This is a genomic window from Pseudoalteromonas sp. MBR-15, from assembly GCF_053628915.1.
Map to the genome: position 1 here is coordinate 106,496 of NZ_JBRJHH010000009.1, position 22,692 is coordinate 129,187.

21 protein-coding genes and 1 tRNA gene are annotated in these 22,692 nt (G+C 41.5%); 10 read left to right on the plus strand and 12 right to left on the minus strand.

Going from position 1 to position 22,692, the window contains the following annotated elements:
* Positions 1-25: 25 nt before the first annotated feature.
* The gene (locus tag ACSSVW_RS13465; RefSeq protein ID WP_036973346.1) at positions 26-1,882 is read right to left on the minus strand and encodes a cation:proton antiporter; all 1,857 of its coding nucleotides are present in this window, start codon (positions 1,880-1,882) and stop codon (positions 26-28) included.
* A 921-nt stretch (positions 1,883-2,803) separates the two neighbouring features.
* Here ACSSVW_RS13465 and proB point away from each other — a divergent pair.
* Together proB and ACSSVW_RS13475 are read left to right on the plus strand one after the other, a co-directional pair.
* Positions 2,804-3,910: a glutamate 5-kinase gene (proB, locus tag ACSSVW_RS13470; RefSeq protein WP_036973345.1), complete on the plus strand. Its 1,107-nt coding sequence runs from the start codon at positions 2,804-2,806 to the stop codon at positions 3,908-3,910.
* Entirely contained in the window at positions 3,907-5,154 is a 1,248-nt protein-coding gene (locus tag ACSSVW_RS13475) for a glutamate-5-semialdehyde dehydrogenase (protein WP_074989209.1), read from the plus strand. The genes proB and ACSSVW_RS13475 overlap by 4 nt, the downstream gene beginning before the upstream one ends.
* A gap of 158 nt (positions 5,155-5,312) precedes the next feature.
* On the opposite strand, the gene ACSSVW_RS13480 is transcribed toward ACSSVW_RS13475, so the two are convergent.
* Positions 5,313-5,388: transfer RNA gene (locus ACSSVW_RS13480), tRNA-Ala, on the minus strand.
* A 165-nt stretch (positions 5,389-5,553) separates the two neighbouring features.
* Here ACSSVW_RS13480 and ACSSVW_RS13485 point away from each other — a divergent pair.
* Both ACSSVW_RS13485 and ACSSVW_RS13490 read left to right on the plus strand, forming a co-directional pair.
* Positions 5,554-5,940 (plus strand): hypothetical protein, encoded by a 387-nt coding sequence (locus ACSSVW_RS13485; protein WP_036973343.1) that lies wholly within the window; start codon positions 5,554-5,556, stop codon positions 5,938-5,940.
* Positions 5,941-6,441, plus strand: coding sequence for a prolyl-tRNA synthetase associated domain-containing protein (locus tag ACSSVW_RS13490; protein ID WP_036973342.1), 501 nt, complete (start codon positions 5,941-5,943; stop codon positions 6,439-6,441).
* Here ACSSVW_RS13490 and ACSSVW_RS13495 read toward each other — a convergent pair.
* The gene (locus ACSSVW_RS13495) at positions 6,408-7,544 is read right to left on the minus strand and encodes an MFS transporter (RefSeq protein WP_036973341.1); all 1,137 of its coding nucleotides are present in this window, start codon (positions 7,542-7,544) and stop codon (positions 6,408-6,410) included. The two genes, ACSSVW_RS13490 and ACSSVW_RS13495, sit on opposite strands and share 34 nt — an antisense overlap.
* Positions 7,545-7,777: 233 nt before the next feature.
* Here ACSSVW_RS13495 and ACSSVW_RS13500 point away from each other — a divergent pair, with 233 nt between their 5' ends.
* From ACSSVW_RS13500 to ACSSVW_RS13520, 5 genes are all read left to right on the plus strand, one after another.
* Entirely contained in the window at positions 7,778-8,317 is a 540-nt protein-coding gene (locus ACSSVW_RS13500) for a DUF2058 domain-containing protein (RefSeq protein ID WP_036973340.1), read from the plus strand.
* A gap of 127 nt (positions 8,318-8,444) precedes the next feature.
* Positions 8,445-8,768, plus strand: a complete 324-nt coding sequence (locus ACSSVW_RS13505) for a c-type cytochrome (RefSeq protein WP_036973339.1) — start codon at positions 8,445-8,447, stop codon at positions 8,766-8,768.
* 129 nt (positions 8,769-8,897) lie between these two features.
* Positions 8,898-9,665 carry a class II aldolase/adducin family protein gene (locus tag ACSSVW_RS13510; protein ID WP_454179481.1) on the plus strand — a complete coding sequence of 256 codons (768 nt, stop codon included), beginning with the start codon at positions 8,898-8,900 and terminating at the stop codon, positions 9,663-9,665.
* Positions 9,666-9,674: 9 nt separating this feature from the next.
* On the plus strand, positions 9,675-10,850 hold the full coding sequence (locus ACSSVW_RS13515; RefSeq protein WP_036973337.1) for a mandelate racemase/muconate lactonizing enzyme family protein: 1,176 nt from the start codon (positions 9,675-9,677) through the stop codon (positions 10,848-10,850).
* 357 nt (positions 10,851-11,207) lie between these two features.
* A complete protein-coding gene (locus ACSSVW_RS13520) occupies positions 11,208-14,228 on the plus strand; it encodes a TonB-dependent receptor (protein ID WP_036973336.1) in 3,021 nt (1,006 codons plus the stop codon).
* 77 nt (positions 14,229-14,305) lie between these two features.
* On the opposite strand, the gene ACSSVW_RS13525 is transcribed toward ACSSVW_RS13520, so the two are convergent.
* The 9 genes from ACSSVW_RS13525 to zapB all read right to left on the minus strand — a co-directional run bounded on the left by ACSSVW_RS13525 (position 14,306) and on the right by zapB (position 21,561).
* Positions 14,306-14,680, minus strand: coding sequence for a hypothetical protein (locus ACSSVW_RS13525; RefSeq protein WP_036973335.1), 375 nt, complete (start codon positions 14,678-14,680; stop codon positions 14,306-14,308).
* An 8-nt stretch (positions 14,681-14,688) separates the two neighbouring features.
* Positions 14,689-16,236, minus strand: coding sequence for a S41 family peptidase (locus ACSSVW_RS13530; RefSeq protein ID WP_036973334.1), 1,548 nt, complete (start codon positions 16,234-16,236; stop codon positions 14,689-14,691).
* 46 nt (positions 16,237-16,282) lie between these two features.
* Positions 16,283-17,125 (minus strand): amidohydrolase family protein, encoded by an 843-nt coding sequence (locus tag ACSSVW_RS13535; protein ID WP_180311203.1) that lies wholly within the window; start codon positions 17,123-17,125, stop codon positions 16,283-16,285.
* Positions 17,122-17,847: an SDR family NAD(P)-dependent oxidoreductase gene (locus tag ACSSVW_RS13540; protein WP_454179482.1), complete on the minus strand. Its 726-nt coding sequence runs from the start codon at positions 17,845-17,847 to the stop codon at positions 17,122-17,124. The genes ACSSVW_RS13535 and ACSSVW_RS13540 overlap by 4 nt, the downstream gene beginning before the upstream one ends.
* A gap of 9 nt (positions 17,848-17,856) precedes the next feature.
* Entirely contained in the window at positions 17,857-18,345 is a 489-nt protein-coding gene (locus tag ACSSVW_RS13545; RefSeq protein WP_454179483.1) for an FKBP-type peptidyl-prolyl cis-trans isomerase, read from the minus strand.
* Positions 18,346-18,409: 64 nt separating this feature from the next.
* Positions 18,410-19,909 (minus strand): transglycosylase SLT domain-containing protein, encoded by a 1,500-nt coding sequence (locus ACSSVW_RS13550; protein WP_339612185.1) that lies wholly within the window; start codon positions 19,907-19,909, stop codon positions 18,410-18,412.
* 28 nt (positions 19,910-19,937) lie between these two features.
* Entirely contained in the window at positions 19,938-20,939 is a 1,002-nt protein-coding gene (locus tag ACSSVW_RS13555) for an MBL fold metallo-hydrolase (RefSeq protein ID WP_454179484.1), read from the minus strand.
* Positions 20,940-21,031: 92 nt separating this feature from the next.
* Positions 21,032-21,331: a cell division protein ZapA gene (locus ACSSVW_RS13560; protein ID WP_454179485.1), complete on the minus strand. Its 300-nt coding sequence runs from the start codon at positions 21,329-21,331 to the stop codon at positions 21,032-21,034.
* Complete coding sequence (gene zapB, locus ACSSVW_RS13565; protein WP_036973328.1) at positions 21,331-21,561, minus strand: cell division protein ZapB; 231 nt, start codon at positions 21,559-21,561, stop codon at positions 21,331-21,333. Before zapB ends, ACSSVW_RS13560 begins: the two co-directional genes overlap by 1 nt.
* A gap of 240 nt (positions 21,562-21,801) precedes the next feature.
* Here zapB and ACSSVW_RS13570 point away from each other — a divergent pair, with 240 nt between their 5' ends.
* Positions 21,802-22,641 carry a 23S rRNA (adenine(2030)-N(6))-methyltransferase RlmJ gene (locus ACSSVW_RS13570; RefSeq protein ID WP_065979384.1) on the plus strand — a complete coding sequence of 280 codons (840 nt, stop codon included), beginning with the start codon at positions 21,802-21,804 and terminating at the stop codon, positions 22,639-22,641.
* Positions 22,642-22,692 lie beyond the last annotated feature (51 nt).

The following is a 22,692-nucleotide window of genomic DNA, read 5'->3' on the forward strand; positions in this document are numbered from 1 at the left end:
GCAAATGCTGGCCTTATCGTTATTATTAGTCTTCTTTTTTCTCTTTATTTTTACCGTTATTCGGATCTTTTAAAACAGAAAGTTTAGGAGGCTGTAGTGCCACGACTCGTTCACCAACTTGAGGTGTTTTTTCCATGTGGGTGGTGAAAGGGCGAAGACGTATAGGTGAATCATCGTCATCATCTTTTTCACCATTTAGAATAAACAATGGAATTGCTTCACTGTTGACTTCTTGGTACTGCTCCCAGCTAAACTCGTCAGAAATACGCGTTGCACTCACTTTACCCCCTTTCGCGATTAAGCTACTTAAACGAGCATAGGCCCCGTTATCACCAAATAAAATTTGTCGTGATAAGAACGTCGCACTGTCTTTATTCGCTTTAGCGTGGTTGGTTGATGAGCGCAGTGAAAATACATTTTTTTCATCCAATAGGTGAGAAAAATACTGTACGCCCAAGGCATTATGATGACGGTTTGGCGACAGGGCCAACACGTTTCTAATTGTGGTTAGGGGTAAGTAACGCTCAGCATGTTCTGATTGCGGGTTACCGTAATAACAGGGTAAACCATCCATGCGCGCCATGCGACAGTTTTCCCACGCGGGGTCAGATAAATGAACAGGAATGTTTTGTTCTTTTAAACCACAGGCGATAGCACGTGCAACATGGTTTGCACCTATGATAAGAATCGTATTAGGTGACGGCTGACGTACTTTTAATAATTTAGCTAAAGGCGTTGCCGTTAAACTCTGTAAAACCACAGTGACGATAATGACTGTGAAGATAAGCGGCACTATTTTTTCTGCATCCGCGATACCGGCTTCGACCATGCTTAGGGCAAACACAGAGCCTACTGCTGCCGCGACAATACCGCGTGGGGCTATCCACGATAAGACGAGACGAGATTTTAAGGGTAAATCACTTTTAAACGTCGAAATTGCGATACACGCAGGGCGCGCCACAAATAAAACAATGGCTAAAAAGATAAACACGTCGCTGTGCAGCATCATTAAGTCGGAAAGCTGTAAACGTGCAGCCAGTAAGATGAACAGGGATGAAATGAGAATCATCGACAGGTCTTCTTTAAATTCAAGCACAGAGTCTATTTCTAAGTCGTCCTGATTAGCAAGCCATATACCAAAGACGGTAACAGCAAGTAGTCCTGATTCATGGCTTAAGTGGTTAGAAACCGTGAAACTAATGAGCACTAAGGCTAGTATGCCAAACTTATGTAATTCGAACGGTAACCACTCTCGGCGAATAAGTAGGGTTGTTAACCAGCCAGCGACGACACCGATTGTTAAACCAACGCCTAAGGTCTTGAATAAAGCAATGATCGTGTGGCTGAGTACTTCGCCCTGACCAACAAGCATAACGGCTTCAAATACCAGCACTGCAAACAAGGCACCAATGGGGTCAATAACAATACCTTCCCAGCGTAATATACGGTCGATATCTTGCGTAGGCCGCATTGAGTTTAATAAAGGGGCAATAACCGTAGGGCCGGTAACCACTAATACTGCCCCCAGAACTGCTGCAACACGCCAGTTTAGTTCTAAAATCCAATAGGCACTGAGGCTTATAATTAAACAGGTGGTGATCATACCGATGGAGCATAGGTTTCGAACAACTTTGCCTATGCCTTTTAACTCTCGAAAATGAAGCGTTAAGGAGCCTTCAAAAAGGATCACTGCAACACTCAATGACACGACAGGGAAAAGCAAGTCGCCGAGTAAGGCATCGGGGTTTAAAATGCCGCTAAATGGGCCAAGTAATAAACCCGTTAGTAGTAAAAATAAAATAGCGGGTACACGAAACGCCCAGGCTATCCACTGTGCTAACACAGAGCACAAGGCGATCCCTGCTATATAAATTGCTGACATAGAATAAAGTATCCTTTAGTTACTACTATTTAAAAACACCAACGAGATAGGTAATCGCGTTTGAAAACGATAAACAGTCGTTAACTTTTAAATAAAATTGCTTACCTATTAAAGCCTACTCACCGTCATAGACACAAGCAAACTTGTTGCTTCACATACGATTTTAGTCGTTATTACTACTTTTTGGGCTGCTTTCGACAACAAAATCTTTAAAAGTTGATAAAAAATCATTAAGTGATAAATGCTAGGTCTTAACTGTTTGTTATTTTGGCTCTATTTTTCAAGGTTATGGTAAGTATAAAAGGTATGATTGCTTTTCAGACTTGATCTTACCCCTATGTTTACCGTATTATATTTCGTGTTCAAACAATTTGATATCTAAATGATTGGTAACGAAAACCCTTTCTACTTAGAGCTCAAGCTCTATTTAATCAATTGTTTGGCGAGCTAAGTGTGTATTTTACACTTTGTTTTCTAATTAAATAGAAATGAGCTTGGTCCTATTCAGTGTGTATTTATTACGTGTTGAATAGAATATAAGTTCATTGTCTGGTCAATGTTTAGTTCCCATCGTGGCAGCTAAATCTCGGTCATACAGTCTACACCCTATCTGTTGGTGTACCAGACTGTATAGGCTCTATGTATGTTGTTATTAATAAAAGCCGCACACAGCTTTTTACAGCGATACATAAACAACACTTATCTTTTTATAACAACTTATGGTTTATAACCGTTTGGTCTACTGACTGAATAAAAGTTGTGCTATATCTAATCGCATTACTTGCGTGGCTTAGCTGTGTGCTCAGATAAGTGGTTTGACAGATTAATTATGATCAGTGCGTTTAGCTCGGCTAAACGTGAGTCTTTTAATCAGTGGCATTTTGACACTGAACAGATAGTAAAATGGAAAGTTGAACAGTTATGCAAAAGTTTAAATGGCAACGTATAGTACTAAAAGTTGGTAGCGCCTTAATCGCACCCGATCAAGATGGGTGTCGTTCTCGTTATTTACTGACCATTGCACAGTTCATCGTTCGTTGTCGAGCGCAAGGTATCGAAGTTATTTTAGTATCGTCAGGTTCGGTGGCTGCTGGTTCGCATTTATTCCCAGAGCAAGAGCAACGCTCTGTGACGATGAAAAAGGCAATGGCAGCGGCTGGCCAAACAGAAATGATGGCCATGTGGGATCGCTTTTTTGATTTCCCATCGGCGCAAATTTTATTAACGCATGGTGATTTGCGAGACCGTGAACGCTATACAAGTATTAGAGAAACAGTATTTACTTTACTTGAGCACGGTGTATTGCCCATCATTAATGAAAATGACACGGTAACAACCGACGATTTAAAAGTAGGTGATAACGATAACTTATCAGCCATGGTTGCGGCTGCGGCAGATGCAGATGCCTTGATGATTTTCTCAGATGTCGATGGTTTATATGACAAGAACCCTAATTTACATGAGGACGCTGTCTTATTACCTGAAATCGAAAGCATTGATGAATCAATTTATGCTATGGCTGGGTGTGCAACCAGTGCTGTAGGTACTGGCGGTATGAAAACGAAAATAGAAGCAGCAGAAAAAGCGACTTCACATGGTATCACCACCTATATTTTAAACGGGTTTAAAGAAGAAACATTTAACCGTTTATTAGCAGGTGATAATCCAGGCACTATTTTCACCCCATACGAAAAACCAATGCAAGAAGCGGTGCATTGGATGACTCACACTGCCAATGAGCAAGGTGAAGTTGTGGTTGAAGGTTCAATTAATGAATCATCAAACCGAGAAAATGGGTGTATTCGCAGTGATGAAATTCTTGCGGTACACGGAGAATTTGGCGTAGGCGATACTATTTTAGTACGCAGTGACGATGGTACGCGTCTAGCAAAAGCAACAGCGAATTACAGTAGCTGTTTATTAAGTTTTATAGCTGACAACGAGCAAAGTGAATTTAGCGAGAAAATGCAGGATTCAATTGGCCCCGTTGTATCAGAGAAAGATATCGCATTATTGGAGAAGTCATGAGTTTAATTACGGATATTTCGAGCCAAGCAGCACACGCTGCTACCCAGCTAGCCTTACTGGATACAGCCACTAAAAATCAGGTTTTAACTGAGATGGCACAGGCACTTCGTGAAAGTAAAGCGTTCATTATCAAAGAAAATGAAAGCGATTTAGCTGCGGCGCGTGATAATAATCTCCCTGGGGCAATGATTGATCGCTTAACGTTAAATGATGAGCGTATCGAAGCCATGGCTGAAGGGATTGAGGTAATTGTTAGCCTTGACGATCCTGTGGGTCAACTACGTGAAATTACTGAGCGCCCGAATGGCATTAAGATCAGTAAAATGCGTGTGCCTTTAGGTGTGGTGTGTATGATTTACGAAGCGCGTCCTAATGTAACAGCGGATGCGGGTGCATTGTGTTTCAAATCAGGTAACGGTGTCATATTACGCGGTGGTAAAGAAGCGCTTAAAAGCTCGCAAGCGATTGCCAGTGTGATGCACAAAGTATTAGAAAAGCATGGCCTGCCAACAGCGTTAATTTCGGTGATTCCAGACCCAGACCGCGGTTTACTCATGGAGCTGATGCAGCAACGTGACACCATTGATTTAATCATTCCACGCGGTGGTGAAGGCCTAATTAACTTTGTAACAGAAAATAGTACGATTCCTGTTATTCAGCATTTTAAAGGCGTATGTCATCTTTATGTAGATAAAGACGCCGACTTAAATGTGGCTATTAATCTATTACTTAACGGTAAAACGCAGCGTACAGGCGTGTGTAATGCACTTGAAGGTTTAGTCGTTCACCAAGATATCGCTGATGAGTTTTTAAACTTATGTGCAGTGGTACTGCGTCAAGAAGGCGTAAAAGTGAATGCAGACGCAAAAGCCGCAGCGTATTTTGACAACGCGACTGTACTGGCCGACGATGAGTTTGGTGAAGAGTACCTCGATTTAGAAATCGCGATTAAAGTTGTTCCTGATTTCGCGGGTGCGATTGACCACATTGCTAAATTCGGTTCTAACCACACAGAAGTGATCTGTACAAAAGACCAAGCTGCTGCGCAGTTATTCCAACGTAGTGTAGATGCTTCAGTGGTTATGGTTAATGCATCGTCTCGTTTTTCTGATGGCTCGCAATTAGGTTTAGGTGCAGAGATTGGTATTGCAACAACCAAGCTGCATGCTTATGGCCCAATGGGCTTAGAGTCACTCACGACAGAAAAATACCTAGTGAACGGCGAAGGTCAAATTCGCGAGTAATTATTTACACAAAATAAAACATGAAAATGCCGGGCTCTGCTCGGCTTTTTTTTTATGTGAATAAAGTTAAGACGGCAAAAAATAACGGATAAACTAGATAATTTTTTTAGATAAGTTTGATATTAAATTTGGCAGAGTGCCTAAGAAAAGTAGGAAGGTGGTGGAGCTAAGCAGGATCGAACTGCTGACCTCCTGCGTGCAAGGCAGGCGCTCTCCCAGCTGAGCTATAGCCCCACATTCCTAAATACAGGATGCTTAAGTCTTACGTCCTAAGCGGGGTGAACTTTAATTATTTTTACATTCGCGGTCAAGTGTTTTTTAAAAAATGATCGAATTTTTACCCTCCGCTTTTATTTTTGATAGACTAGGTCGCATCTACTGTTCAAGGCTTATCCAATAATGAAAAAAATAGCATCGCTTTTGGTTGTTTTATTAGCTGGTTGCGCAAGCCAAGGGGACGCCCCTCCTTTTGAAATTAATAACAAACAGTTTTATGGAAAAAATGATGAGCAGGGAAATAAAATTTTTGCTTATGTTGTGTCAGTAAAAGCGCAAGGCCGAAAGCCTATTAATTTAGATAAGCCGATGACGCGTCGACAATTTAAAGACTTTGCCGAGCAAGAGTACTTTGAAGAGTCGAGCAACTTAAAATTACTGTTAGAAGATCAAGCTGTTGAATTATTAAATGAAGAACTCAAAGAGCGTTCGTATTGCGACGACAAACATGTAATTGACGAAGTATTATGGCGTGATTTGAGTGTGCAATTACGAGGACGTTGTTTGTAAATGTATGCCGATAAAACCAAGCTGGCAGCGGCACTTGCTCAGCTCGCTATTGAATACGAAGAAATAGAACACCCACCATTACATGGCAGCCTCGATGCTGATACGTTTATGGTTGATAGGCCTGGTACGCGACTGAAAAACTTATTTCTGCGTGATAACGAAGGTAAACGTCATTTTTTGGTGATAACAGCCCACGACAAACAGCTTGATTTAAAAGCGATTGCAAAGCAGCAAGGACTTTCGCGGATAGGTTTTGCCTCAGATGAGCGGCTTGCACGTTATTTAAAAGTGCCGCCTGGCTGTGTATCTATGCTGGCACTTTTAAACGACAAACAAAATAATGTCACGTTGTGGCTTGATCAAGAAATCTGGTTTAACGCGCTTTTTCATTGCCACCCGTTTGAGAACACCGCGACTTGGTTAATGAAAAAAGACGACTTAGAACGCTTCTTTGCCAGTACAGGGCATCAGCCTCGAGTCGTATTCCTTCCTGCTAAATAAACCAACGCGAGCCCTATTAAACATACCAGCAGCAGTACTGCCATAAAGGCAACTTGACCATGTTGCTGGTATATCAGCCCCGGTAACAGTGAACCAAGTGCACCACCACTGTAATAAAACGATACATAGCCGCCATTCGTCACACTGGCAGGGGCAGTGCTAATTTTATTAACCAATGGTGCGGCACTTGAATGAATCACAAACATAGCGCCACAAAAACCTGTAAATGCGATGACAAATAACAGCAGCTGTTGACTCATCAACAGCAACATTGTGAGGCTATAAAATAAAAATACCCCAGTGAGCAAGCGCCAAGGAGATGAAGACTTTCTCAGTAACCAAGGTGTGGCTATTGACGCAAGTGCACCGACTAAGTAGCCAGTATAAACAAGTCCGATTTCGCGCGTGTTAGTAATGGCAAAGCTATCTTGCAGAATAAAGGGCAAATAATTTAACAGCGCTGCAAAGCAAAAGAACATACAAAAAACCGCCCCATAGAGCTTCAAAACTAATGGGCTTTTTAATTGCTTTAAATATAAAAGGGGTGATTGTGGGGTATGAATTGCGGTTGTTTTTTGGGGTTTAGGGATAGCGAAGGCAAGACAGACTAAGCCAATCGCTATCACATAGTAAAAGCTTTGCCAGCTTAAAAAATCAGTAAATAAGGCCGCTAACATACGACCAAAATAACCACCAACAATCGTACTACCAATATACAAGGTCATATTACGCTGTAGTAGGTCGGCTTGGTAAGTGACACCAATATAACTGGTCATCGCGGTGAGTGCGGCTGGCAGCGTAATACCTTGAATAAAACGTATCAAAAGTAACACGTTAAAGCTCGGCGCAAAGGTAAAAATAACGCAGCTAATAGCCAGTATAACCATAGCGATTTTTAAAATAACCAGCGGGTTACGCTTTGCTAAAAATAACCCATACACTAATGGAGCGATTGCTAGCGGGAGCATTGTGGCTGTCATTAAACTGCCGGCGGCGGCTGGCGACACAGAAAAATGGCGAGCAAATAATCCAAGTAGGGGCTGGGGTGCGTATAAAACAAAGAAAATAAATACAGAGCAAAGTAACAAATGTCGCAGCTGCATTTTTAGCTCCGTGAAGAAAAAGTATTAGCTTATAGAGTGCGAGTAATTTTACAAGTATCATAATGATTAAAGTAAGAAATATTGCGTTAAATCAAAGTGTCATGATTTCATCGCGTGTTAATCTGCGTGTAATAATATAAATAGCAAAGATTCAAATGGGTTCAGTACTGTTATTTGTTTGCATAGCTGATTAAAATAGCCCTTATACGCATTTTAATTATTGGAATTTAGTGATGGGTTCATTACAAGATCAGCTACTTAAAGCTGGGCTCACTACCTCGCACCAAGCGAAAGTAGCTAAAACTGAAAAACGTAAGCAGCAAAAGAAAAAAAAGAAAGGGGCTACCAGTAACCCAAGTGATTTGCAAAAGCACATTGAGCAAACCAAGCTCGAGCAGCAGAAAAAAGCAGATGAACTAAATAAAGCGCGTTTGGAAGAGCAAAAACAACGTGAGCAAGTTGCTCGCGTTAAGCAAATTTTAGAGCATAATAATCAGGATGAGATCCGTGGCGATCGCACTTTTAACTTCACTTATGAAAATAAAGTGAAAGAGCTCGACGTAAATGAAAAAACACAAAAAGCGTTAGCGGGTGGTCGCTTAGCGATTTGTGTTTTAGAAGGCCAATTTTTTGTTCTGGAAGATGAACCAGCTCGAAAAGTCGCTGAAGTTAGCGAAGAATATATAGTGTTCCATGTCGAACCTGAAGATAAGCAAAAGGATGAAGACGATCCCTATGCTGATTTTGAAGTGCCTGATGATTTAATATGGTAACCCGCATAACTGCATAGCATTTAGGTTGCTGTAACAATTTTTCGGGGGCAATTTGGGTGCAATATTGTTAAATCATGGTCTACACTAAAGAAAATGTTTTCTAACCCGTTAAAAAGAGAAGATACAAATGAGCAAGATAACTAAAATTCTATGTGGGGCTGGCCTTGCAATGGCTGCAAGCCTATCTTTCAATACAATGGCTGCTGATGGCGCGACGCTATACACAGCAAAACTTTGCCAAACGTGCCACGGTGCAGAAGGTAAAGCACCCATTATGCCGCTATACCCTAAGCTAAATGGCCAAAATAAAGAATACTTACTTGCACAAATGAAAGACATTAAGTCTGGTGCACGTAATAACGGTATGGCTTCTGCGATGAAAGCAATGGTTGCGAACGTATCTGAAGAAGAAATGGCAGCAATTGCAGATTATTTATCACAAGTTAAATAATCCGCTACATTTAATAAAAAAGGCCACATCAATTGATGTGGCCTTTTTGTATCAGCTATTGATCATCGGTTAATAGTAATTTAGACTTCTATACATCTATTTATGCTTGTCGCATATACAAGGTTTTCCATGTTTGACTTACCAAAACTCGATTTAAAAAATAAAGTATCTGAACAAGAATGGCAGCTTCGCGTAGATTTGGCTGCATGCTATCGTTTGGTCGAGCATTTTCGTTGGGGTGATTTAATTTATACCCATTTATCTGCACGCTTACCGGGTACAAATCAGTATTTGGTCAATGCATTTGGTTTAAGCTTTGATGAAGTAACCGCGTCAAACTTAGTGAAGGTTGATTTAGAAGGGAATATTCTCGACGATACACCGTTTAAAATTAACCCTGCAGGTTTCACTATTCACAGTGCTATTCACGAAGTACGCGATGATGCGCATTGTGTTATCCACCTTCATACCAAAGAGACTATTGCGGTAGCAACGCAAGAAAAAGGTTTACAACCGTTAAGCCAATACTCGATGTTTTCATTGCCGTCACTGTCATACCATGGCTATGAAGGCTTAGCCGTGAACAAGGATGAAAAAAAACGCTTACAAGATGATTTAGGCACTACAAATCATATGCTTTTAGTAAATCATGGCGGTTTAACGGTGGGCCCAACGGTGGGGGATGCATTTATGCGCTTCTATGATTTACAGCGCGCCTGTGAAATTCAATTGTCGATTCAAGCCAGTGGTCAAACAGCTATTCCGGTGCCTCAACCTATTATCGATAATATTTATAATCAAGCGAATGTCGTGCATAGCGGCAGTACTGGAGGCCAATTAGCGTGGCCTGCGATGCTGCGTAAGGCTTATCGCCTTGATCCTAGTTTTGCTCAGTAAGGAGTAACCATGAAAGTTAATCGCGTCGAAGTGTTCGATATTCATTGTCCAGACAGACCTGCTTGGACACCTGTGTTTGTACGTATTCATACAGATGAAGGTATTAGTGGCGTTGGTGAAGCCGGGCTTGCTTATGACTTAGGTCACAGTGCAGCCGCTGCGATGATCAAAGAAATGGCTGACGCTTTTTTAATAGGCCATGATCCGTTTCAAACTGAAAAGCTATGGTCACGAATGCTACGCGAGAGCTTTTGGGGATTAGGCGGAGGACCAGTGGTCTACGCTGCGATGAGTGCGATTGATACTGCACTGTGGGACATCAAAGGAAAAGCATTAGGTTTACCTGTTTATCAATTGCTAGGGGGTAAAGTTAACGACAAACTTCGTACTTACGCATCGCAATTACAGTTTGACTGGGACAGCGAGTTTAAAGCACTTATTCATCCAGAAGAATATGCAGAAGCGGCATTAAAAGCGATTGCTGAAGGTTACGATGCAGTGAAAGTTGACCCTATCCAATACGATAAGCACGGCAATACTTATTATGACCGCACTAATATTATTTCTCGAGGTGAAATGAAGTTATACCGCGCGCGTATGCAGGCTATTCGTGAAGCAGTGGGTGATGAAGTTGATATTATTTTTGAATGTCATAGTTTGCCAGGGGCAACATCTGCAATTCAAATTGGTGAAATCGCCGAAGAATTCGATTGTATGTATTATGAAGAGCCAGTGAACTACCTAAACCATTCATTGCATGCCAAAGTCGCTGATAAAGTTGCAGTGCCCATAGCCGGTGGCGAGCGCTTGTATAATCGTTGGGGTGTACGTCCTTATCTTGAAGATCAAAGCATTGATGTGCTTCAGCCAGATCTTGGTTTATGTGGCGGTTTCACCGAGACGAAAAAGGTCTGTGATTACGCTGATATTTTTGATGTGCGTATTCAAGCGCATGTATGTGGCGGTCCAGTTGCAACAGCGGCATCGTTGCATTTAGAAACAGCCATTCCTAACTTCTTAATTCATGAGCATCACACTTACGCGATTAAAAAGTGGAATCGTGAGTTATGTATTCAAGACCCGCAACCTAAAAATGGCTTTTTCCAAGTATCCGAAGAACCCGGTATTGGTATTGAGTTAAACGATGATGTTGTGATGCGTTCGCAACGTGTCGAAATAAAATAAATAGATTCAGTAATAAAAAAGCCCGTAAGGGCTTTTTTTATTTATAAAGTAAGTATCAATTTATCAAAGTGCTTCATTAATATAAATAATCATATAAACGAAAGTCTTAAACATGATTGCGTTTATTTTTTGTTAAACTTTATTGTTAAATTTTATTGTTTTTTTCTATTTTTATTCACTTTTTTAGAATTTCAACTGTGTTTTTTGTGTTTTTTGTGTAAATTTTTAGTTTTAAACTTATATACTATAACTAAATTGTAATATATTTGATTTTTTGTTTTACATTTGTTCTCCGTTTTAATAATGTATTTGTACCTTATAAAGGTGAATAATTATAATTTTAAAAGGGATACAAAAATGAAATCAATATTTAGGAAAAGCATTACTGCAATTGCAGTAACTGCTTCGTTGGGGTTGGCGCTTCCTGCATCTGCATCAGACGTCGTTGGCTCTGTTCAGAATGTCAAAAATACCTCTTCATATACAGTTAAAGTTAAAAACCCGGCGACTGGTCTAGAGCGTACTTTAAATATTTCAGAAAATGGAACGTTCCGCTTTGCATCATTACCCTCAGGAAACTACGATATCCAAGTTTTGAAAAATGGAACCGTAGTAGCAGAAGATAAAGTCCGTGTTTCACTTGGTGCCAATTCAAAAGCAAATTTTGATCTAGCGAATATCTCCAATTCAGGTCCTGAAGTTATTCAAGTTGTTGGAGCACGAATTTCCTCAATTGATTTATCAACAGCGGATTCAGGCTTAGTCATTACCGATGCTGAAATAGATCGTATGCCTATTAGTCGAGATCTTACATCGGTAGCATTACTTGCTCCAGGTGCTGTTAAAGGCGACAGTGCATTTGGTAATACAGCATCGTTTGGTGGCTCATCGGTTGCAGAGAATGCGTGTTATATTAATGGTCTAGAAGTAACTAATACACGTCAGGGTTTAGGTTGCGGTGAAGTCCCATTCGAATTCTATGATCAATTTCAAGTTAAAACTGGCGGTTATTCTGCTAAGTTTGGTAGAGCTACGGGAGGAACTATAAATACAACCACTAAAAGTGGTACCAATGAATGGGAGTTTTCTGCAGTAGTTCAATATTCACCTGATTCGTTGCAAGAAGAGGGATCAATCTCTCGCGGAAAACAAGGTGCAGGACAAATATTCCGAGATGAAAGTTTAGCTTCTGATAATAGTGCGGATGTTACTTTAGCTGTTGGTGGACCATTAATTGAAGATACTTTATTTTTCTATGGTTTAGTTAATCCTCGTGATACAGAGTCTACTTATACATGGGGCGGCGATGAATTCTCTCCAAATGACCAATATCGTAAAGAGTCTGCATCAGGTGGCGATAACTTATTCTGGGGCGGTAAGCTTGACTGGGATATTACAGAAAACCATCGTTTAAGCTATTTTGCTTATTCAAACCGACGTGATATCGAGCGCTCAGTATATGATTACGGTAATGGCACAGTTGGTGAAAGAATTGATGGTGCTATTTTGAAACGAGGCGGTAAAGCACAGAGTCTAAGTTACACTGGTATCTTAACCGAAGACTTAGTAATTACTGCTATGGCTGGTAATATTAAGACTGAATATGAAACTCAGTCTGAAAACCTTGTTTGTCCTAGTGTAACTGACTCTCGAGGAACATCTAACCCTATTACAGGTTGTGGCGCGGGAGGTAGCTTTGGTGCAAATAATGATGAAAATACGCAATATCGTTTAGATGTTGAGTATGTTTGGTCTGACCATGAAATTAGCTTTGGTATTGATTATCAAGAGCGAAAATCAGAAAGAATTAGTCAGCCAATTGGTGGTCACAGCTATGATTACCGTACATTAGCTGCAAATGGTAGTTGGCAAGCAGATAACGGTGCACTTACTAATGATACAGGTGCTGCACTTGATTATGTTGAAGACCGTATTTTTGATGGTGGTGGTAGCTTTGAATCAGAGTTAACAGCTTACTATATAGAAGATCATTGGCAAGTTACTGACGATTTTGCGGTAAATGTTGGTTTTCGTGTCGATGAGTTTGATAGCTGGGGAACAACGGGTAAGTTATTAACAAGTTTTAAAACGGATATTGCACCACGCCTAGGTTTTACATGGGACCCAACAGGAACGGGTGATACAAAAGTTTATGGTACATATGGTCGTTATTATCTACCAGTTGCTAATAATACAATTTTCCGTGCAGCATCTGGTGTGAGCGATATTACAACAGCTTATACCTACACCGGTGTTGATCCAGAAACAGGTGCACCAACAGGTCTTTCACCACTTGCAGATACAATTGGTAATGGTGGTTTAGCAAATTCACAACAAGTGAGTGGGGTGCCTGTTATTCCTGAAAAAGATATATTCCAGGCAAAAGAAGCTGACCCATTCTCAAAAGATGAATATATTCTTGGTGTTCAACAAGCACTTAATGAAGAGTATACAGTTGGGCTAAAAGGTACTTATCGTGAGGTTGCAACTGCACTTGATGATTACTGTGGACGTTACGCATACCCATATTGCGTCATGATTAACCCAGGTTCTACATCAAGCTGGTACAGTGATGGATACTACTGGAATGGTACTGATTGGGGTGACTCTAGTTTCGATAATGATGGTGTACCAGATGCAGGCTCACTGACTACTTATTCAGCTGAAACAATAGGCCTCCCAAAGGCTAACAATGAATATACATCGGTTGAATTTAGCTTGAACTATCAAGCTGACACTATTCGCTACCAGTTTGGTTACACATGGGCACGTAGTGTTGGTAACTTTGAAGGTGCTGTTAAATCAGATATCGGTCAAGCTGACGCGGGTATTACTCAAGATTTTGACTTCCCAGCGGTAATGGATGGCTCACAAGGTTACCAACCTAATGACCGTCGTCATACGTTTAAGTTCTTCGGTAGTTGGGAACCTGTTGAAAATCTGACCGTAGGTTGGAATGCAACGTTACAAAGTGGTCGCCCACAAAGCCTATTTGGACAAGGTTACCCGTCGAAAGATCCTAACTTAAATGGTGGTTGGGGTGATACGTTCTACATCTACACTAATGATTGTCCAGACACAAATGGTGATGGTGAATGCCAACAAGACGAAAAAATCTATGAAAAACACAGCCGTGGTACTGCGGGTCGTACACCATGGACATTTAACTTAGATTTATCTGCAGCTTATGACTTCACAGTATCAGATATTGATATGCGTGCGACTATTAATGTATTTAATATACTTAATAGCCAATCGATTACCTCTGCGAATGAACACTATGAACAGAATGAGGGTGAAGTAAACTCTTATTATGGTGCTGCATATACATGGCAAACACCACGTTATGTTCGTTTAGGTTTTGAAGCTCGTTTCTAAGTATATTGCTATCAATTTGATTGCTAATAAAAAGCCCGTAAGGGCTTTTTTTATAGGTGTTTAGGTATATGTGAGGCTTAGTTAACCGCTTTACACTTTACCAGCGGCAGTGGCTCTGTTGCTTTGCTGTCTAAATGACGAACAAAGCACATTTTATCTTTAATGAGTAATTCAAAGCGATCGGGCATAGAAAGCTGCTTTCCCATGATTGGATTGCCTTGCGCATCTGTGATGCCCATGCTGTCAGTAACGAGGATACTGCTATTGATAAAGGCATCATCGGCGACTGCAATAGGCTGACTGTGCATTAATCTGGCAATACCTTGTGCAATCAAGGTGCTTTGCGGTGTTGTTAACACCGCATGTTGTAGCTTAGGAGTCGGCTCTTGGCTTTGTGCACTACACCCGAGCAAAGTCACAAAGTATATTGCTGTGGCTACTTTAAAGTTCATACACGCCTCTAATACTCAAGTATTTTGTTTTGCTCAATAAGCGTTGTTGCTCGGTTGTCCTGTACTTTTGGTGTATCAGTGAACAGCGCTGGTGCAAAACCCTGTTTGCTGGTCATTGAGCTTGCTACAGGGCATGTGCCAGTCGCTCTGTATGCCAGTGCAGTACTAAGTAATGCTTCATTTTCGTCGCCTAGCTGATGGCTAAAGTCATCGGCGACTGCACAACCTGGGACTCGCACGGGTTGAAACTCACTGCCAGTGCTGTTTTGGGGGGCAAAACCATCGGCATATTCACCAAAGCCTTTATTGTTAACCCCTGTAAATTGAATGCTGAAGTAGGTCGTATCACAGTTATCGGTTGGGTAAAAACCATAGGGTTTACCACAGGTATTTTCCCCTATTTGAATGACTTCAATATTAGCCCCTCTTAAGCCATTAATTACGGCTTCACTGGCTGAACATGTACTGCCTGTTGTTAACACAAAAACACGTTTTAGGTCTAAACTAGGCAATGGTGTGCCAGGGTTGATTGCTGGGTTTTCTGCAAATCCGACAAATTCATCGGTAAACGGCACGGGCTCCAAACGCTCCCCAGTGATTGGGTTAAAGGTTGGGTGTTGATCGTTAAAGATAGTCTTTTCGAAAATTTTGCCGTCAGTATTTTCGGCACCTGCAATCATATAAGCAACTTGACTTGCCATCTGTAGGAAACCGCCGGGGTTGTATCGCATGTCGATAATCAGGTCTTTCACATTGCGTGCTGCTAATGTATTAAAAGCATCAAATAAGGGCTTTTCTGCAATCGCATTGTGGCGATTAAATTGGAAGTAACCGACTTCTCCATTTGCGAATGTTTTAATATTGCCTACAGCTTGTCCCGTAATAGTTTGGGCTGTCATGGTGACTTCGCGGGTTTCACTGGTGTTGATATCTTTAAACACAAAGGTCGTTACTTTCCCGGATTCAGACGGAAAAAGACCCGCATTGAGTACGTCGACTTCAGCTTGGGTGCTGGCATTTACAAAGTCTACACCATCCACTTCTAACACTTCAAAACCACGCGCTAGGTTTTGTGTTGCCGCGGGTGAGTTGGGTTCGGTATAAGTTATAATGGCTTGACGTGGGGCGCTGGCACTTATTAAACGTATTTTAAAGCCATAGCCAAAGGTTTGTCCCGACTGGCTTTGTGCTCGCCATTCATCGGTGGGTAAACTGGAATGAAAGTTGTCTTTTTTAGCCCCTGACTCCGTGGTGTTTTCGGTTTTTAGTAACGCAAAATAATTGAGAACCCCATCAGTGAGGGCTGGATCACGGTCTATTATTTCATCGTACCAAAGGTATGTTTCATGGCTCCATGAACGCAGCCAGTGCTTTTCATTGAGTGCCTGACATTGTTGATCAAACTTACTCGATGGCTCAAACACACCTTGTGTCCACGTAATGGTGGCTGGGTCTAGATTGCCTGAATCGGAGTTGTCACTCCCACTGCCGCCACACCCAACAAGACTAAATACGCACGCACCTAAAATGGCCGCTTCTTTTGAAAAAATAAACATAACCACTAACCTAAACCGCTTTTATTTAACTAAATATAGCTAGTTTTTAATCAATTTGATAGATTTCGTGGGCGTTTTTGTAGCTTAGACGATGCCATACGCTGTGCTGGTTACACAATGAAAAGTAATGCTGCCAGCATGTCTCGTAGTGTGTCTTTATTTGGCAAACAGGAAAATTACTGGCAAACATAATACGCTGCTCGCCAAAGTATTGCAGCAGTGTATCAAGCAGCCATTGGTGCTTACTTGCAGCCAGTTTGCTGAACTCTAAGCCTGAGAACTTAATCGCAATATTATCACAGCGGCTTAATTTAATAACCGCGTTTAGCCATTGTTGTTCATCGCATATAAAGCCTAAATGGTTAATTACGACTCGTAATGAGGGAAGGGCATGGCAGTATTTTATGAGCTGCTCGGTAATGTGTAGGTTTTCAATTTCAAACTGTGCTTCAAATCGCAAGTTTTGCGCAGCAAGATAGGCTAAGTTTTCAAGGCAATTAGGTGCGAGTAAACGAGTCGCATCTTTACCTTCAGTAATATCGCGAATACCCACAAGGTGTGAATGTGTTAATGCCGAAAGCGCCAGACTAAATTCGTTCAAGGTAGCGTCTATTCGACTATAACTAATGGCTTTGTATTTGTAGCCGTTTAAATGCTGTGCTAGCCAGTTGAGCTCTTTAATAGGGTCATTATTATCGTACCCTGCCTCAATATGAACAAGTGCTTCTAATTGAAATGGGCATGCTGATTTTAGTTGCGCCATGCTAATAGGAGCTTTGATCTTATCGAGGTGAGGCCACGCAGGTGGTTTCTCGCCTTGCAACCAAGTGTATTGACCCTCAGTGAGGTTAAAAAAATGCACATGGGGGTCAATAATCTTGTCGCTCATTGCGTGGTATACCCACCATCAATACTGTGTAGGCTACCAGTGATAAAGCTTGCCTCAGGGCTAACTAAAAAATTAACCAATGCAGCCACTTCCTCTGGTTGACCTAAGCGCCCTAATGGTTGTAATGCAGCTTCTTCTGCGACGACGGCGGTTTTATCGGCGCCGCTTCGCTTGCAGTAAGCGTCAATTGCATTATGAAATAAAGGTGTTTCAATGGTGCCTGGGCAAATAGCGTTAGCGCGAATGTTAAATGCGGCATAATCCAGAGCGGTTGTTTTTGCCATTGAAGCAAGTGCATGCTTTGTTAAGTTGTAAGCAAAAGAATTGGGCTTACCAATAAGCGCTTGATCAGAGGCAATTAAAACAATACTACCTTGCCGATTTGCTTTCATGCTTGGTAAAACTGCTTGAATTGCCGCATACGCGCCTTTTACGTTGAGCGCAAAAAGAGCATCAAACGTTGCCTCGTCAGTATCTTCAATGGTGGCACTTAAATGACGACCAGCATTAGAAATAAGCGCATCGATACGGCCTGTTTCTTGTGCTATATCAGCAATAACCGCTTTTACCTGCTCAACATTACTGACATCACAGTAGCGGTAGTGACCTTCTGATGGTGTAATATCAAGGTTATACACGATGTATGCTTCGCGCGCTAAGCGCTCAACAATAGCCTTACCAATCCCTTTACTGCCACCTGTGACAATTGCAACGTTTGTCATTATTTACCCTTAGTGGCTATGACCACAACCGCCTTCACCATGTACGTGACCGTGCGCTAATTCTTCACGTGTCGCTTCACGGACGTTGAGTACTTCAACGTCAAAAGTCAGTGTTTTACCTGCAAATGGGTGGTTTAAGTCACAATCTGCATTGAAACGACCTACTTTTACAATCGTCACTTGATGACGGCCTTGGTTTGAGTGAACAATCGCAGTCATACCCGGTTTCCACACTTTAGTGTTACCTTGTAAGTGCTTAAGTGGAATACGCTGAATAAGGTCATCAACACGCTCACCATAAGACTCGTTTGGCTCAAGTGTTACACTAAAGCTATCGCCAGCGCTTTTACCTTCAAGGGCTTTTTCAAGACCCGGTAGCATGCCTTCTGTACCATGGATATATGAAAGTGGCTCGCCATCTTTGCTTGATTCAATTTGCTCGCCTGCTTCACTTAATGTGTAGTGGAACTCAACGGCAGTGTCTTTGCTGATTTGCATGTTTTTTCTCTTGTAAACTTAGATTATAAACACTGATTTTACGCTAACCACAATGACACAGCAATCAAGGCTTTTTCAAAGAGCTTTCAATACCCGACAGCATAGCCTCGCTGGCGGATGTTTGAGGGGCTGGTGGCTTTGCTTGAGGGATATGCAAAGTTAGTATGGTGCCTGGTTTTAGTAGGCTAGACGCGCTGAGTTTATTCCAAATAGCCACGTCTTTATGAGGAACATCAAAAAGCTGACTAATGCTCCAAATAGAATCCCCCGGCTTTACTTGATAATCGACAGCAACAGTTGAAACAACGTCTTCTTGTTGCTCTAAATACGGGCTGATATTGTAATCAACTATTAACGATCCAGGCATCGTTTGAGGTTTACTTAGGCGCAATTGCTCACCCACTTTAATGAGATTCGAGGTTTTATTATTGAGCATTTTTAATTGGCTTATAGGCATATTAAAACGTCTTGCGATGCGATAAAGCGTATCGTCCTTTTGAACGGTGTACTCGCCAATAAAGTTGTTACGAAATAGTTTACTCTGTAATAAAGTACGCTGCTCTATTGGTAATATCAGCGTGTGGGGGCCATTAGGAGAGCTTTGATTCTTTAAATAGCCAGGGTTTAGTTTATGTAATTGGCTACGCCCAATCCCAGATAAACTAGCAATTACCGAAAAATCAAATTGCTGGCCGACATTAAACTCCGTTGTGAGCGGTTTATTAGCGAGTTTTGGGCGTTTTAGGCCTTTTTCAGGGTGTCTGATTAAGTGGCTGAGTGCTAATAATTTAGGGATATACTCAGCAGTTTCTTTTGGTAATGACAGCGACCAATAATCGGTTTTCTTACCGAGTTTTTTATTCTTCTCGATGGCTTTCTTAACACGCCCTTCACCACTGTTATAGGCCGCGATTGCATGTAACCAATCGCCATCAAAGCGTTTGTGTAAATAACTGAGGTACGCTAAGGCAGCATCGGTTGAGGCGAGAATATCTTGGCGGCCGTCGTACCATTGGTCGCTCTGCACGCCAAAGTGATAGGCAGTTGCCCCAACTAACTGCCATATCCCCACAGCTTGCTCTGATGATTGAATCGTGGGTCTAAAGTCACTCTCTACGAAGGGGAGTAATGCAAGTTCCATCGGTAAATTCTGTTTTTCGACACGTTTGACGATATGGTAAAGATACGGTGCAGCGCGTCGGTTCACTTTTTCAAGGTAGGCTGGTTGCTTTAAGTACCACTTTATCCGGGCTGTCGTATGCTTATTGGTTTGAAATACCAACGATAGATTATTTGCAATGTGTTGCCACAAATCAGTCGCTCGCGGTTTAGCGAGTGGCGTATCTTTATAAGGTTGAAGTTTTACAGGTTCAGCAGTCTTATCGGCTGTAGCAATAGGTTGCTCAGTCGGCTGTGTTTGTAAGCTTAAATCAGGCTTGAAATGACTAAAAATCTCTGGCCGAGCCTGTTGCTCTTGTTGTGTATCTTGCTGAGTTGTTTGGCATCCTTGTAGGCCAATAAAAAAACTCAGCAATAGTAAATATTTCAAACGCATTAAAGCCATGTAATAAAATCCCTTTACTATTTTAGCGCTATTTTGACGATTTGGCCTGCTTAAGTCCAGCTTCTAGAAACATGACGAAAGCGCGTTGACCGACTTCATCAAGTTGATAGTCTTGTTTTATTTGCTCAGGAAACAGGGGAATTAACTCACCAATAGGCTTCTCGGGCTGTGCATTTGCAAGTGTCAAAATAGCAGATAAAAATGTTTTCGGCTGATTAAGTTCTGCAGGAGTTAGTTGTGCACCATGACCCGGTAAAATTGTTGTGATAGCACTATTTTGTTGAATCTCAGTTAACGCTGCGAGCCAATTATCTATTTGCCCATGCCCTGGGTAAGGTAACCAATCGGTTATATCTCCACCAAGTAATACCCGGCCATGATCGGCTGTTAATACTAAGTCGCCATGCGTGTGTGCTTGATACGGCATAACAGTAATCGGGTAATCACCAAGGTCGAGATGCGTTTCTTTAGCAATACGGATAGCGGGGGGATTGAGTGTTAATTCGCGCCAACGAAACAGGCGTTGTTTAGCAAGTGATAGTTTTTCTCGCCAAACGGTTTGTTGTTCTTGTGGTTGGCTTGCTAAACGTTGATAACTTAGTTCTATGCTTTTTTCATAGCCATCAAGTTTATCGCTTAAGGCTTTTTGATAGTGGGTGAATTCATTCGCTAGTTGCTGATGAACAATCAATTTTGCATCAGGGAACGTGGCTTGTAACACTGCAAAACCCAGCAAGTGGTCATCATGATAATGACTTGCTACCAAGTAGCATAAAGGTGTTTTTAAGCGCTTTTTCAAACGCTGTGCGAGTTGCTCAACCGCGGCAAAATCACCGCTGGCATCAAACATAAGTGCACACGTTTTACCTTCAATAAGGATCTGATTTGAATCGTAAAAGCGCAGCGATGCCTGTTGTTGTAAAAATTGAATCTCAGGGCTGATAGTCTGCCATGTAACCTTGGCTTTAGATGAGAAACTTGCTGTTAGTAGCGCTAAAAAAGCCCACATTGATAAAGCATATATGCGCATTCTAATTTGCTCGGTTATTATTCAGGTTGAGCATTGTAAACAAAAAAAGCGCAAGATGCGCTTTTTATATAACCAATACCACTCACGGCGTATTAAGTCGAGTGAGTTTGGTCTAAGTACTGGCTAAGTTTATCGATTAAAGAGTCATGCTGTTGCTCTTGTTTTGCTTGTTGCGATTGTGCTTCGAGCAATTCATGGCTTAAGTGCAGCGCAGCCATTAATAACGCTTTTTGTTCATTACGAACAGAAGAGCGTTGTTTCATTTGGTCCACTAAGTCATTCAAATGTTGTGCAGCAGCAACTAGGGCGTTCTCTTGACCCGGAGGGCAAGAGAACTCATGTTCTTTACCTAGTAGCTCTACGGTGACCCGCTGACTTTGTAGGCTGCTCATTAGCTAGCCTGGTGTACGCTTTGTAATTTCTCAAGCAGGCCAGTTAATGTGCTGCTTGCTTCTTTTTGTTTTTCTTCGCTATCGAGTACTTCAAGTTGAAGCGTTTCGTTCTCGTCTATTAATTTTGCAGTTTGATCTTTTAAGCTTTTCACTTCGCTTTCAAGTTCGCTGTTTCGGTGGATTAATTTGTCGATCAGTTGTTCGAGTTGGGAAAGGGTTTCGTTATTCATAAATGCGCTCATAAAACTGTGATTATTGTCATGCAAATGTAAAGGAAAGTGTGTTGATATGCCAGCATTTACGCCTGTTTTAGCGTATTTTTATTTAAAATTAAGGTGTAATTCAGCGTAGCTGCATTTTTATTCATTTATGGTTCACTCTGCGCTTAGATTTTAGGATTATTCACTATTTATCATGTACAATATCTTCATCTATTTTTCATGCAGCACTGCATTTAGCGATTTATAAATATGCTTAGTTACCGACACTCTTTTCATGCAGGCAATCCTGCTGATGTGCTTAAACATCTGGTTTTAGCTGAAGTTCTTAAATACCAAACAATTAAAGATAAGCCTCTCGATTATATTGATACCCATTCGGGGGCGGGCTTTTTTGAACTAGCGGGCAGTGATGCACAAAAAACACAAGAGTATTTAGATGGCATAGCAAAGCTTTGGCAGCACCAGAGTGAGCATGCACCGTTAAATGAGTATATAGAGCTGATTAAATCGTTTAACCAGAATGGCGAATTAGATTTCTATCCTGGCTCGCCAAAAATTGCTGAACACTTTTTGCGTCGCCAAGATAATGGCTGGTTTTTTGAGTTACATCCTCGCGACTTAGCATTACTTAAGCAGAATATGATAGGTAAACGCTCTATCCGTGTGCGTGGCGAAAATGGTTTTCAAGGGTTAGTTGGTCTGCTGCCACCGCCATCGCGTCGTGCATGTGTGCTGATTGACCCTCCATACGAAATTAAAGATGACTATGACACGGTGGTAAAAACCCTCGTTAAAGCGCACAAACGCTTTGCAACGGGTACGTACATGATTTGGTATCCGGTCGTTGATCGTGAGCGCATAGATAAAATGGAAGCAGGTTTAATCGCATCTGGCATGCGTAATATTCAATTATTTGAATTAGCCACCGAAGCAGATACTGAGGTACATGGTATGACGGCCTCAGGCATGATAGTGATCAACCCACCATGGAAACTAAAACAGACGATGGACGCGGTTTTACCTGAGCTTGTTTCTGTATTAAGTGACAGTAGTGGCTTTTATCGCAGTGAGCAATTAGTTGAAGAGTAATGCTGCAACAATGTGCCTATTTAATAAAGGGTATAAATAAAAAACGCCCCG

Bases quoted from the DNA above. Each gene is read 5' to 3' on its own strand.
- ACSSVW_RS13535 (WP_180311203.1), bottom strand. From the start codon at position 17,125: ATGAGCGACAAGATTATTGACCCCCATGTGCATTTTTTTAACCTCACT.
- ACSSVW_RS13510 (WP_454179481.1), top strand. From the start codon at position 8,898: ATGTTTGACTTACCAAAACTCGATTTAAAAAATAAAGTATCTGAACAA.
- ACSSVW_RS13555 (WP_454179484.1), bottom strand. From the start codon at position 20,939: ATGCGCATATATGCTTTATCAATGTGGGCTTTTTTAGCGCTACTAACA.
- ACSSVW_RS13490 (WP_036973342.1), top strand. From the start codon at position 5,941: ATGTATGCCGATAAAACCAAGCTGGCAGCGGCACTTGCTCAGCTCGCT.
- ACSSVW_RS13550 (WP_339612185.1), bottom strand. From the start codon at position 19,909: ATGGCTTTAATGCGTTTGAAATATTTACTATTGCTGAGTTTTTTTATT.
- ACSSVW_RS13525 (WP_036973335.1), bottom strand. From the start codon at position 14,680: ATGAACTTTAAAGTAGCCACAGCAATATACTTTGTGACTTTGCTCGGG.
- ACSSVW_RS13515 (WP_036973337.1), top strand. From the start codon at position 9,675: ATGAAAGTTAATCGCGTCGAAGTGTTCGATATTCATTGTCCAGACAGA.
- ACSSVW_RS13560 (WP_454179485.1), bottom strand. From the start codon at position 21,331: ATGAGCAGCCTACAAAGTCAGCGGGTCACCGTAGAGCTACTAGGTAAA.
- ACSSVW_RS13475 (WP_074989209.1), top strand. From the start codon at position 3,907: ATGAGTTTAATTACGGATATTTCGAGCCAAGCAGCACACGCTGCTACC.
- ACSSVW_RS13570 (WP_065979384.1), top strand. From the start codon at position 21,802: ATGCTTAGTTACCGACACTCTTTTCATGCAGGCAATCCTGCTGATGTG.
- proB (WP_036973345.1), top strand. From the start codon at position 2,804: ATGCAAAAGTTTAAATGGCAACGTATAGTACTAAAAGTTGGTAGCGCC.
- ACSSVW_RS13505 (WP_036973339.1), top strand. From the start codon at position 8,445: ATGAGCAAGATAACTAAAATTCTATGTGGGGCTGGCCTTGCAATGGCT.
- ACSSVW_RS13465 (WP_036973346.1), bottom strand. From the start codon at position 1,882: ATGTCAGCAATTTATATAGCAGGGATCGCCTTGTGCTCTGTGTTAGCA.
- ACSSVW_RS13485 (WP_036973343.1), top strand. From the start codon at position 5,554: ATGAAAAAAATAGCATCGCTTTTGGTTGTTTTATTAGCTGGTTGCGCA.
- zapB (WP_036973328.1), bottom strand. From the start codon at position 21,561: ATGAATAACGAAACCCTTTCCCAACTCGAACAACTGATCGACAAATTA.
- ACSSVW_RS13495 (WP_036973341.1), bottom strand. From the start codon at position 7,544: ATGCAGCTGCGACATTTGTTACTTTGCTCTGTATTTATTTTCTTTGTT.
- ACSSVW_RS13520 (WP_036973336.1), top strand. From the start codon at position 11,208: ATGAAATCAATATTTAGGAAAAGCATTACTGCAATTGCAGTAACTGCT.
- ACSSVW_RS13545 (WP_454179483.1), bottom strand. From the start codon at position 18,345: ATGCAAATCAGCAAAGACACTGCCGTTGAGTTCCACTACACATTAAGT.
- ACSSVW_RS13500 (WP_036973340.1), top strand. From the start codon at position 7,778: ATGGGTTCATTACAAGATCAGCTACTTAAAGCTGGGCTCACTACCTCG.
- ACSSVW_RS13540 (WP_454179482.1), bottom strand. From the start codon at position 17,847: ATGACAAACGTTGCAATTGTCACAGGTGGCAGTAAAGGGATTGGTAAG.
- ACSSVW_RS13530 (WP_036973334.1), bottom strand. From the start codon at position 16,236: ATGTTTATTTTTTCAAAAGAAGCGGCCATTTTAGGTGCGTGCGTATTT.